General features: G+C 73.1%; 4 protein-coding genes (1 of these 4 running past the window's edge). 2 read left to right on the top strand and 2 right to left on the bottom strand.

Going from position 1 to position 12328, the window contains the following annotated elements:
- Both QQM39_RS02305 and QQM39_RS02310 read right to left on the bottom strand, forming a co-directional pair.
- Window positions 1-1391, bottom strand: partial view of a type I polyketide synthase gene (locus tag QQM39_RS02305; RefSeq protein ID WP_301994893.1) — the start only. It extends 26536 nt beyond the left edge of the window; 1391 of the gene's 27927 nt are visible here — the first part of the coding sequence; the start codon lies at window positions 1389-1391; its stop codon lies off the left edge, out of view.
- Window positions 1392-1442: 51 nt separating this feature from the next.
- Entirely contained in the window at window positions 1443-9314 is a 7872-nt protein-coding gene (locus QQM39_RS02310; RefSeq protein WP_301994894.1) for a type I polyketide synthase, read from the bottom strand.
- Between the two features lie 263 nt (window positions 9315-9577).
- On the opposite strand from QQM39_RS02310, the gene QQM39_RS02315 reads away from it, so the two are divergent.
- Both QQM39_RS02315 and QQM39_RS02320 read left to right on the top strand, forming a co-directional pair.
- Entirely contained in the window at window positions 9578-10606 is a 1029-nt protein-coding gene (locus tag QQM39_RS02315) for an FkbO/Hyg5 family chorismatase (RefSeq protein WP_301994895.1), read from the top strand.
- Window positions 10607-10702: 96 nt separating this feature from the next.
- Window positions 10703-12325 carry a bifunctional 3-(3-hydroxy-phenyl)propionate/3-hydroxycinnamic acid hydroxylase gene (locus QQM39_RS02320; protein ID WP_301994896.1) on the top strand — a complete coding sequence of 541 codons (1623 nt, stop codon included), beginning with the start codon at window positions 10703-10705 and terminating at the stop codon, window positions 12323-12325.
- Window positions 12326-12328 lie beyond the last annotated feature (3 nt).

The following is a 12328-nucleotide window of genomic DNA, read 5'->3' on the forward strand; positions in this document are numbered from 1 at the left end:
CCTGCCCCGCGCTCGGGCGCTTCCTCCGCGGGCGCCGCCTCCAGGATCACGTGCGCGTTCGTCCCACTGACACCGAACGACGAGATACCGGCCCGACGCGGGCGCCCCATCTCCGGCCAGGCCGTGGCGGACGTCAGCAGTTCCACCGCACCCGCCGACCAGTCGACGTGCGACGACGGCGCGTCCACGTGCAGCGTCCTCGGCAACAGCCCGTGCTGCATGGCGTACACGACCTTGATCACGCTCGCGACGCCGGCGGCGGCCTGGGTGTGGCCGATGTTGGACTTGACCGAGCCGATCAGCAGCGGGCGGTCGGCGTCGCGGTCCTGGCCGTAGGTGGCCATGAGGGCGTGGGCCTCGATCGGGTCGCCCAGAGCGGTGCCGGTGCCGTGTGCCTCGACCGCGTCCACCTCGGCGGCGGACAGGCCGGCCGAGGCGAGCGCCTGCCGGATCACCCGCTCCTGCGACGGACCGTTGGGCGCTGTCAGGCCGTTGGACGCGCCGTCCTGGTTGACCGCCGAACCCCGCACCACCGCCAGCACCCGGTGCCCGTTGCGCACCGCGTCGGAGAGGCGTTCCAGTACGAGTACGCCGGCGCCCTCGGCCCAGCCGGTGCCGTCGGCGGCGTCGGAGAACGCCTTGCAGCGGCCGTCGGCGGCGAGTCCGCGCTGCAGGGTGAACTCGACGAAGGCGTGCGGCGTGGCCATGATCGTGACGCCGCCGGCCAGGGCGAGGGAGCATTCGCCGCCGCGCAGGGCCTGGGAGGCGAGGTGCAGGGCGACCGAGGACGACGAGCAGGCGGTGTCGACGCTGACGGCGGGGCCCTGGAAGCCGAAGGTGTAGGACATGCGGCCGGAGAGGACGGATGCGATGAGGCCGGTGGAGGCGTGCCCGTCGCCGTCCACGGACACCAGGTCGGCGTAGTCCTGGCCGTTGGTGCCGACGAACACGCCGGTCTGGCTGCCGCGCAGCGCGGCCGGGTCGAGGCCGGCCCGCTCCAGTGCCTCCCAGGCCACCTCCAGCATGAGGCGCTGCTGCGGGTCCATGCCCAGCGCCTCACGCGGGGAGATGCCGAAGAAGTCGGCGTCGAAGTCGGCCGCCGTGCCGAGGAAGCCGCCCTCGGTGGCGAGGGAGGCACCGGAGCGCAACGTCTCCATGTCCCAGCCGCGGTCGGTGGGGAACGGGGAGAGGACGTCGCGTTCCTCGGCCACCACGCGCCACAGGTCCTCGGGGGTGCTGACACCGCCGGGGAATCGGCACGCCATGCCGACGATCGCGATGGGCTCGGTGCGGTCGCGTTCCAGTTCGAGGATGCGTTCGCGAGCCCGGCGCAGCTCGACGGTGACTCGCCTCAGGTAGTCGGCAACCTTGTCCTGCTGCTCTTCCTGCACTGGTCCGTCCTCATTTCACGCGGGCACAACAAGTCATGCGGGCACAGCAAGTCACGAAGGGTCGAGCAACTCGTCGTCGATGATCGACAGGAGGTCCTCGACGGAGGCGCTGTTGATGTCGTCCTCGGAGGAACGCGGCGCGGCCGGCGTGCGCAGGCTCGCGAGGACCTTTTCCAGGCGTTCCCGGACGGCGTCCTGGTCGGCGGCCGGCGCGGAGGGCAACGCCGCCTCCAGCCGGGTGAGTTCGGTCAGTGCCGAGCCGGTGGGTGCGGCGAGCCGGGACAGCAGGTGTTCGGCCACGGCGCGCGGCGTCGGGTGGTCGAAGACCAGCCCGGACGGGACCGGCAGGCCGGTGGCGGCCCTGATCCGGTCGCGCATCTCGACGGCGGTCAGCGAGTCGAAGCCCTGGTCGCGGAACGCCTTGTCGACGCTGATCGAGTCGACGCCGGGGTGTCCGAGGACGGCGGCGGCCTGGGTGCGCACCAGGTCGAGCACGGTGGCGGTCCGTTCGTCCTCGGGCAGGGCGGAGAGCCGGTCGGCGAGGGCGGGGGCCTCACCGGCCTGGTCCTCGTCCATGTCCGTGAGGGCCCGGTTGAACTCCGGGATCTCCGTCAGGAGGGGCGCGGGGCGGGCGGCGGTGAAGCCGGGGGCGAAGCGTCGCCAGTCCGTGCGGGTGACGGTCAGGACGGTCTCGCCGTCCGCGACCGCCTCGCTCAGCGCGGTCAGCGCGAGCCGCGGCTCCATCGGCAGCATGCCGTGTCGGCGCAGTTGTTCGGCCGTCTCGGGGTCGGCGGCCATGCCGGCGCCGTCCCAGGTGCCCCACTGGAGGGAGGTCGCGGGGTGTCCCTGGGCGCGGCGCAGTTGGGCGAGGCCGTCGAGGTAGGCGTTGGCGGCGGCGTAGGCGGGCTGTCCGCCGCTGCCCCAGGCTGCCGCGCCCGAGGAGAACAGGACGAACGCGTCGAGGTCCGAGGTGAGTTCGTGCAGGTGGCGGGCCGCGGTGAGCTTGGCGGTCAGTACGGCGTGCAGCCGCTCGGGGGTGAGGGAGGCGATGGGTCCGTCGCCGGTGTCGATGCCGGCGGCGTGCACGACCGCGGTGAGGCTGGGGATGCCGGCCAGCAGTTCGCGTACGGCTTCGCGGTCGGCGACGTCGCAGGCCCGTACGGTCACCTCGGCGCCGTACTCCGTCAAGCGGGCCACGAGCTCGTCGGCGCCGGGTGCCTGCGGGCCCCGGCGGCTGGCGAGGACGAGGTGCTCGGCGCCCCGGGCGGCCAGTGCCTCGGCGACCGCGCCGCCGAGTGCGCCGGTGCCGCCGGTGATCAGGACCGTGCCCGAGGGTGTCCATCCTCCGGTGCGGCCCGCGCGGGGTGCGGGTATCAGGCGGCGGCCGAGGACGGCGTCGCCGCGCACGGCCAGCTGGTCCTCGCCGAGCGGGTTGCCCAGGGCGGCGCGCAGTCCTCGCGCGTCGACGCTTTCGGGCAGGTCGACGAGGCCGCCCCAGCGCCGCGGGTGCTCCAGCGCGACGACCCGGCCGAGGCCCCAGAGCGCCGTCTGCGCGGGGTCGGTCACCGGGTCGCCGTCGCCGGTCGACACCGCGCCCCGGGTCACGGCCCACAGGGGCGCGGGGACGTCGGCGTCGCCGAGCGCCTGGACGAGTGCGAGGGTGGCGGAGAGGGCGTAGGGGGTGTCGTCGCCCGACGTCTGCGGGCCCGTGCCCAGCAGCGACACGACGCCCGTGCCGGGGAAGCCGCGCAGCCGCTCCGCGAGCGCCGTGCGGTCCGGCGCGCCGACCTCCAGGACCGTGGCGCCCAGGGCGTCCACGACCGCCGAGGTCCAGGCGTCCCGCTCCCCCGCCGGTACGACGACGAGCCACGCGCCGGGCACGTCACCTGGTGGCGGGGACAACCGGGTCCAGGACTCGCGGTAGCGCCAGCCGTCCAGAGCGGAACGGCCCTGCCTGCGGGAGCGCCAGGACGCCAGCGCGGGAGCCACGGCGGCGGCGGTGTCGGGGGCCAGGTCGAGCTCGGCGGCCAGGTCGCCGCCGTCGACGAGGTCCCAGAACTCCGCGTCGACCGGGTCGGCGGGGCGGGCGGCGGGCTCGGGCCAGTAGCGCTGCCGCTGGAAGGGGTACGTGGGCAGGTCGACGCGGTGTGCGTCGGTGCCGTCGAAGAGAGGCGCCCAGTCGACGTGCGTCCCGGCGGTGTACAGCCGGGCCAGGGCGGTCACCGCGGCGGCCTCCTCCGGGCGGTCCTTGCGCAGTAGCGCGACTACCGGCACGTCGTCGGCTGGGGCTGTGCCGGAGAGGTCGTCGAGCGCGTCACGTACCAGCGCGGACAGCACCCCGTCCGGGCCCAGTTCCAGGAAGGCCGTCGCGCCCTGGTCGCCCAGGGTCCGTACCCCGTCGTGGAAGCGGACCGTCTCGCGGACATGGCGGACCCAGTAGTCCGGCGAGGTCAGCTCGCCGGGCGCGGCGAGCCGGCCGGTCAGGTTCGACACCACCGGAATGCGCGGCTCGGCGGCCGGTACGTCGGCGACGGCGGCCCTGAAGTCCTCCAGCATCGGGTTCATCAAGGGCGAGTGAAACGCATGGCTGACCAGGAGACGCCTAGTCTTGCGGCCGGGGAACCGCTCGACGAGCGTGCGCACTTCGGCCTCGTCGCCCGCGACGACCAGCGAGCGGGGGCCGTTGACGGCGGCGATCGACACCAGGTCCGTCAGGTGCGGCAGCACCTCGTCCTCGGTGGCCTCGACGGCGACCATCGCGCCGCCGGCCGGCAGTTCCTGCATCAGCCGGGCCCGCGCGGACACCAAGCGGCAGGCGTCGGCCAGGGTGAACACGCCCGCGACGTGGGCGGCGGCGATCTCGCCGATGGAGTGCCCGGCGACGAAGGAGGGGGTCACCCCGAGGGACTCGACGAGGCGGTACAGCGCGACCTCGACGGCGAACAGGGCGGGCTGGGTGTGCCGGGTCTCGTTCAGCGCGTCGGCGTCATGGCCCCACATCACCTCGCTCAGCCCGGGGTCCAGTTCGGCGAGGGCGGCGTCGAACGCGGCCGCGAACACCGGGAACCGTTCGTACAACTCCCGGCCCATGCCCAGCCGTTGCGAGCCCTGTCCGGAGAAGAGGAGCGCGAGCTGCCGGTCCTGGGCCGTGCCGCGCGCGATCTCGGTGCCGTCGGCGAGCACCGCCCGGTGCTCCAGCGCGGTCCGGGTCGTCGCCAGCGACAGCGCCACGTCCAGCGGGGCCGCCTCCAGCGCGGCCAGGCGGTCGAGCTGGGTGTCGAGGGCTGGGGCGGTCCGGGCCGACACGACCCAGGGCACGACGGAGGGCGCAACCGAGGGCGCGTCCGCCGGATCGTCCGGCTCGGCCTCGGGCGCGGATGCGGAGGCGGGGGCCTCCTCCAGGATCAGGTGCGCGTTGGTGCCGCTGACGCCGAAGCCGGAGACGCCGGCCCGGCGGGGGCGGCCGGGGGCTGTCCACGCGGTGGGGGCGGTGAGGAGTTCGACGCCGCCCGTGCTCCAGTCGACGAGGGTGGAGGGGGCGGTGACGTGCAGGGTCTTGGGCAGGACGCCGTGGCGCAGGGCCAGCACCGTCTTGATGACAGAGGCGACGCCGGCCGCGGCCTGGGTGTGGCCGATGTTGGACTTGACCGAGCCGAGCCACAGCGGCCGGTCGGCGGGCCGGTCCTGGCCGTAGGCGGCGATGAGCGCCTGAGCCTCGATGGGGTCGCCGAGCGTGGTTCCGGTGCCGTGGGCCTCGACGGCGTCGATGCCGGAGGGGGTGAGTCCGGCGGCGGCGAGCGCCTGGCCGATGACCCGTTGCTGGGAGGGCCCGTTGGGTGCGGTCAGGCCGTTGGAGGCGCCGTCCTGGTTGACGGCGCTGCCGCGCAGCACGGCCAGCACGCGGTGTCCGTTGCGGCGCGCGTCGGACAGGCGTTCCAGTACGACGAGGCCGGCGCCCTCGGACCAGCCGGTGCCGTCGGCGCTGTCGCTGAACGCCTTGCAGCGCCCGTCGGCGGAGAGGCCGCCCTGCCGGGAGAACTCGACGAACGTGGCCGGCGTCGACATGACGGTGACGCCGCCGGCCAGCGCGAGGGAGCACTCGCCCTGGCGCAGTGAGCGTGCCGCCCAGTGCAGGGCCACCAGGGAGGAGGAGCAGGCGGTGTCGACGGTCACGGCGGGGCCCTGCAGGCCGAGGGTGTAGGCGATGCGACCGGAGACGACGCTGCCGGCGGTGCCGGTGGTCCAGTACCCCTCGGTGCCCTCGGGCGCGGCGGTCAGGCCGGTGCCGTAGTCGTGGTACATGACGCCGGTGAACACGCCGCCGTCGGTGCCGCGCAGCGTCGCCGGGTCGATGCCGGCGCGTTCCAGGGCCTCCCAGGACACCTCGAGGAGCAGCCGCTGCTGGGGGTCCATGGCCAGGGCCTCGCGCGGTGAGATGCCGAAGAAACCGGCGTCGAAGTCGGCGGCGTCGTAGAGGAATCCTCCGTGGCGGGTGTGGCTGGCGCCGGCGGCGAGGGCGTCCAGGTCCCAGTCGCGGTCGGTGGGGAACGCGGACACGACGTCCGTGCCGGTGTCGACGATCCGCCACAGGTCCTCGGGGGAGGTGATGCCGCCGGGGAAGCGGCAGGCCATGCCGACGATCGCGATCGGTTCGTCCAGCGGTACGGGTGCGGCGTCGGTGGGCGCCGTGGCGGGGCGTTCGCCGAGGAGTTCGGCCCTGAGGTGGCGGGCGAGCGCGGTGGGCGTCGGGTGGTCGAAGGCGACCGGTACGGCCAGGTGCAGGCCGGTGGCGGTGGTGAGCCGGTTGCGGAGGTCCACGGCGTGGGCGGAGGTGAGGCCGAGTTCTCGGAACGTCCTGCGCGGGGCGACGCGTTCGGTGCCGGTCAGGGCGAGCACGGCGGCGACCTCGGTGCGTACGAGGTCGAGCAGGAAGGTGTCGCGCTCCTCCGGTGTCCGGGCCGTGAGCTGCTGCCGCAGTTCGGTCAGCCGGTGATCGTCCGGTGCCGTCAGGGGTGCGGAGACGTCGATCAGTCCGCGCAGCAGCGGGGGCACTTCGGCCTGTGCGGTGCGCTCGCGCAGGGCGGCGCTGTCGATGCGCATGATCACGGCCTGGGTCATCCCGGCCCCGGTGGCGATGTCGAACATCGCCGTGAACTCCTGGTGGGGCAGGTCACGCACGTGGCCCGTGGTGGTGGGCGCGTCGGGGGAACCGGCGGCGAGGAACAGGGCGGGCAGGCCGCGGTCGCGGCGGTAGCAGGCCAGCGCGTCGAGGAAGGCGTTGGCCGCCGCGTGCTCCTGCGAGCCGGGCAGGCCGAGGGCGCCGGCGACGGTGGACAGCATCACGAAGGCGCGTACGTCGCCGTCCTTGGTGAGCTGGTGCAGGTTGACCGCGCCGGAGACAGCCGTGCGGAACGCGTCGTGTGCGCCTGGCTCGGTGGCGCCGGGGGCGTCCGCGTACTCGCCGTCGCAGTGGACGACCGCGCCGACGGGCCGCTTCAGTCGGCCCAGAGCTTCGGCGAGGGCCTTGCGGTCGGTCACGTCGCAGGCGGCGACGGCCACCCGGGCCCCGAGTGCGGTGAGTTCGCCCTCCAGCCGGGCGGTGGTGTCGTCGCCCCGGCCGCGGGGGCTGATCAGCAGCAGGTGCCGGGCGCCGTAGGCGGCGACGAGGTGCCGGGCCAGGGCGGCGCCCAGTGGGCCGGCCGCGCCCGTGACGACGACGGTGCGCTGGGGGTCGACTCCTTGCGCGATGCCGGAGTTGACGGTGGCGGACACCCGCTTCAGACGCGGTGCCAGCACGCTTGCGGAACGCACTGCGAGCTGCGGCTCGTCGGTGGCGACGGCGGACGGCAGCACGCCGGGCGCGGTGTCGTCGGCGTCGATGTCGACGAGGGTGAACCGGTGCGGGTGGGCCACCTGCAGTGAGCGGAGCAGCCCCCACACCGGGGCGTGCAGGAGGTCGCGCACGCCTTCCTCGCCGGCGGCGACCGCGTTGCGGGTGAGCACGACCAGGCGGCAGGGGGCGAGGCGGTCGTCGCCGGCCCAGGTCTGGAGGATGTCGCGCACCTCGTCGGTGGCCGTGTGCGCGGCACGGGCGAGTCGGCCGCCGGGGTCCAGGTCGTCGGGGAGGCACAGCACGGCCACGTCCGGCGCGGGCTCGCCGTCCGCCAGGGCGGTGTGCAGGGCGGCGGCATCGGTGTGCGGGGTGACCTGGAGTCCGGTGGCGGTGAGGGCGGCGGTGAGGCCGAAGCGGTCCGGTCCCACGACGGCCCAGCGTGCGGCGGCCTGGAGTCCGGCGGTGCGTAGCGAGGGCAGTGGCGCCCAGTCCATGCGCAGCAGTGCCTCGTGCTGGCCGCCGCTCGCCGCGCGCAGCCGTGCGGGGCGCTCGCGCAGGACGTGCCGGGTGATCTTGCCGGAGCTGGTGCGCGGGATGTGGTCGATCTCGTAGACGGCCTCGGGCACCTTGAAGCCGGACAGTTGGGCGCGGCAGGCGTCGTAGAGCTGTTCCGGGTCGAAGCCGTCCTCGGCGGGGACGACGAAGGCGATGGGCACCTCGCCGAGCACGTCGTGCGGGGTGCCGACGACGGCGGCGTCGAAGACGCCGGGCACCTTCAGCAGGACCTGCTCCACCTCGCCGGGGTGGATGTTCTCGCTGCCGCGGATGATGAGTTCCTTCACCCGGCCGGTGATGGTGAGGTAGCCGAACGCGTCGCGGCGCGCGAGGTCGCCGGTGCGGTACCAGCCGCCCGGCATCGCCTGTGCGGTGGCCTCGGGCTGGTTGTGGTAGCCGAGCATGAGGTTGGGGCCGCGCACCCAGACCTCGCCCTCGGCGCCCTGCGCGACGTCCTCGGCCGTGTCGGGGTCGACCAGACGCACCGTCACCCCGGGCACGGGCAGTCCGCAGGAGCCGGGGATGCGGGTGCCGTGCGGCCAGTTGACGGTGATGAGGCCGCAGGTCTCGGTGGAGCCGTAGCCGTCGAGGAGGGGGATGCCGAAGACCGTCTCGAACTCGGCGCGCAGCGGGGTGGGGCAGTTGGAGCCGGCGGTGAGGCAGCGGGTGAGGGTGGTCGCGCCGGGGGGCGCGGGGCGTGAGCGGGCCGCCTCCAGGAGGTGGTGGTACATGGTCGGGACGCCGGCCATGAAGGTGTACGTGTCCTCGTCGAGGGCGTGCAGCACCTCGTCGGCGGAGAAGCCGTCGAGGAGGCGTGCGGTGGCGCCGGTCGCGGTCACGCCGATCACGCACAGCACGTGGGCCAGGGAGTGGTGCAGCGGCAGCGGCCACAGCACCGTGTCGTCCTCCGAGAGGCCGACGACAGGTGCGTAGCAGGCGGCGACCGACCACAGGCAAGAGCGCTGGGTCGACAGCACGCCCTTGGGCTTGCCGGTGGTGCCGGAGGTGTAGAGCATGAACGCGGCCTCGTCCAGGCCCTGGTCGTCGCGGGCGGGCTGCGCCGGGTCGCGGCCGACGAGGTCGTCGTACGACACCAACGCGCCGCTGCCCGGGCGAGGTTCGGGGGCGTCGCCGGTGACGACGACCCTGAGGTAGGGGCGGCCGGGCAGCAGGGTGCGTACCTGCTCCAGGTGGGCAGGGTCGGTGATGACCACGCGGGCGCCGCTGTCGTCGGCGGCGTAGGCGAGTTCGGCGTCGGCGCAGTGCGGGTTGAACGGCACGGCGACGCCGCCGGCACGGGTGACGGCGAGGTAGCTCTCGACGATCTCGACGCCGTTGCCGAGGTGGATCAGCGCGCGGTCGCCGGGTTGCAGGCCCAGGTCGGCCAGATGTCCGCCGAGGCGCCGGGTGCGCCGCTCCAGCTCCGCGTACGTCACGGTCCGCCGGTGGTCCTGGAAGGCGACCTTGCCGGGGATGCGCTCGGCGTGATCGCGGAGCAGGTCGGACAGGGGCCGGATCAGTTCGGTGCGAAACATTCCGACGACGCTCCCTCATTACGGGCGACAGGCGCGATGCTGACGTCGAGCATGCCCGAACAACAAGTAGGAAAAATCCGAGTCCTCGGGCCGCCGGAAGGGCTCCCCCTATCGAATCCGGGGCACCGGGCGGAACCACCCCTATGACCCCCCTATCCGCACGCAGCTCCAAAGGTCCACGCCGGGCGGGCCCGAAATGCCCGTACTGCGGGTGCTACGAATGAGGCCGATCGATTTCCTGATCCCGAGAAGGGCGTTCTTCGATGACTCAGGTGAATCCGGCGGTCGGCCTCGGCCTTCCTTCCTCCACTTTCATGAATCCGGCCGATGTCACCGACGCGGTGCTCGGCGGGAACGTCCTCGGAGTCGTCAACTACACGACCGAGCCGGCCGATCCGGGCATCGAGAACGGCGCGCTGACGATCGGCCTGCACATGGCGCACACGGCGGACGAGGCGTTCGCCGAGGTGTGGACCACCGACCGGCCGGTGGAGACCGGAGTGGTGCGGGAGGTCGCCTACGCGCACGACGGCGAGTATCTGATCGTGGCCGGCCGCATCCCCCAGGCCGGTCGCTATACGGAAGCCACCCGTGCCGCGTACTGCACCGCGCTGGAGCTGATGGACGGCCTCGGCTACAAGAACTGCTTCCGGATGTGGAACTTCGTGGCCGACATCAACGGGGACAACGCCGACGGCCTGGAGGTCTACCGCGACTTCTGCCGGGGGCGCGCGGAGGCGTTCGAGCTGTTCCACTTCGGGGACCAGGAGGTGCCCTCCGCCACCGGCATCGGCGCGCTGGGCGGCGGGATCTCCTTCTACTTCCTGGTCAGCCGGTCGGCCGCGCCGACCTCGGTGGAGAACTCCAAGCAGGTGTCCGCCTACCACTACCCGCAGCAGTACGGCCCGCGCCCGCCGAAGTTCGCGCGCGCCACCTACCTCGCCGAGACGCACACCGACCGCAGCGGCGGGCAGCTCTACGTGTCGGGCACCGCGAGCATACGAGGGCACGAGACGCTGCACGAGGGCGATCTGGTGAGGCAGGTGGAACTCTCGCTGGACAACATCGCCCACCTCATTTCCCGGGACAATCTCGCCGCCCATGAGATCGAGCGGCGCACCGGACTGAGCGACCTCGACAACATCAAGGTGTACGTGCGCCACCGCGAGGACATTCCCGTCGTACAACGAATGTGCTCGGAGTATTTCTCACCCGCCGCGAGGACCGCCTATTTGAACGTCGACGTCTGCCGTTCCGGTCTCCTGGTGGAGATCGAGGGAATCGTCCCCTGAAGCCCTGTCGCACAACTGGGCAATCACCTCGACACCTCGGCCCTATCATCCGGGAGGCGTGATCGATTCCGTTTCCCGACCGCGGAGATGCCCCCCATGATGCCGTCCTCAGCAGCGCGCTCCGGCCCCGCCGCCTCCGGTCTCACCGCGGACGTCGCGGTGGTCGGGTGCGGCCCGGTGGGACTCGTCCTGTCCATCCTGCTGGCCCACCGCGGATGGCAGGTCGTCATCCTGGAGAAGTACGAGAACCAGTACCCGTTCCCGCGCGTGGTCGCCTTCGACGGCGAGACCGCGCGCACGTTCGCCACGGCGGGCATCGGCGCCGAGCTGATGGAACTGGGCGAGCCGCTCGGGCAGTACATGTTCCAGAACGGCGCGGGCCGGGAGCTGTTCAGCTTCGAGGCACCGTACGAGCCCGGCCGCGACGGCTGGCCGATCGCCACCGTCATGCATCAGCCGACGTTCGAGAAGGCGCTGCGCGCGCACGTGGCCGAACTGCCGAACGTCACCGCCCTGTTCGGGCACGAGGCGCGGCAGATCACCGACCACGGCGACCATGTCGAGATCACCGCCCCGGGCGCCGGCGGGCCGGCGGACGGGCGGGTCACGGCGTCGTACGTCGTCGGATGCGACGGCGCGAACAGCTTCGTGCGCGACGCCATGGGCGCGAAGCTGACCGACCTCGGCTTCGCGCACGACTGGCTGCTCGTCGACGTCGTGTTCCACGAGCCGCGCTCGTTCCGCCCCAACGACGTCCAGATCTGCGATCCGAACCGGCCGACCACGATCGTCGCCTCCGGCCGGGGCCACCGCCGCTGGGAGTTCATGCGGCTGCCGGGCGAGTCCGTCGAGGAGCTCAGCACCCACGAACGCATGTGGCAACTGCTCGCACCGTACGACGTGACGCCCGAGAACGCCGATCTGACCCGCAACATCGTCTACACGTTCCAGGCGGCCCTCGCCGACAGCTGGCGGGCCGGACGGCTGCTGCTGGCCGGTGACTCGGCGCACCTGATGCCGCCGTTCGCGGGGCAGGGCATGTGCTCGGGCATCCGGGACGCGGCGAACCTGGCGTGGAAGCTGGACCTCGTGCTGCGCGGCACGGCCCGCGACACGCTGCTCGACGTGTACCAGGCGGAGCGGTCCCGGCAGGTGCGGCACACCATCGACATGTCCATCGAGGTCGGCAGGATCGTCTCCGAACTCGACCACGCGGCCGCCGCACGCCGCGACGCCTATCTGATCGGCCTGCACTCCCGGCCCGACGCGCCGTCGCTGTCACCGTCGTGGTTCGCCCTGGAGGACGGCGTCGTACGCCGTGACGCCTCGGGGTCGGTGGCGCCGCGGGCCGGTGAGCTGTCCCCGCAGGGCGTGGTGGCGCGCGGCACGGTCAAGGACCGCTTCGACGAGGTGGTCGGCCGGGGCTTCCAGCTGATCACGACCGTCGACCCGTACGAGACGCTGTCCGAGGGCGACCTCGACTTCCTCAAGTCGATCGGGACGCGCCTGGTCCGGGTCCTGCCGGCGGGGATCCCGCCGAAGCGGGCGCGGGATCACGAAGTGGTGGACGTGCAGCGGACGTATCTGCCCTACCTGGCGCAGACCCGCCAGACGGGGGTGCTGGTGCGGCCGGACCACTATGTGTTCGGGTTCGCCGGGGACCGCGCCGACCTGCCGGTGCTGGTCGGTGAACTGCGCGAGCGGCTGCACCTGGTCTGAGAC

Origin of the sequence: Streptomyces sp. DT2A-34 (assembly GCF_030499515.1) — a bacterium.
Taxonomy (GTDB): domain Bacteria; phylum Actinomycetota; class Actinomycetes; order Streptomycetales; family Streptomycetaceae; genus Streptomyces.

Excerpts from the sequence above, each read along its gene's own strand:
- QQM39_RS02320 (WP_301994896.1), top strand. The coding sequence starts at position 10,703 with ATGATGCCGTCCTCAGCAGCGCGCTCCGGCCCCGCCGCCTCCGGTCTC.
- QQM39_RS02310 (WP_301994894.1), bottom strand. The coding sequence starts at position 9,314 with ATGTTTCGCACCGAACTGATCCGGCCCCTGTCCGACCTGCTCCGCGAT.
- QQM39_RS02315 (WP_301994895.1), top strand. The coding sequence starts at position 9,578 with ATGACTCAGGTGAATCCGGCGGTCGGCCTCGGCCTTCCTTCCTCCACT.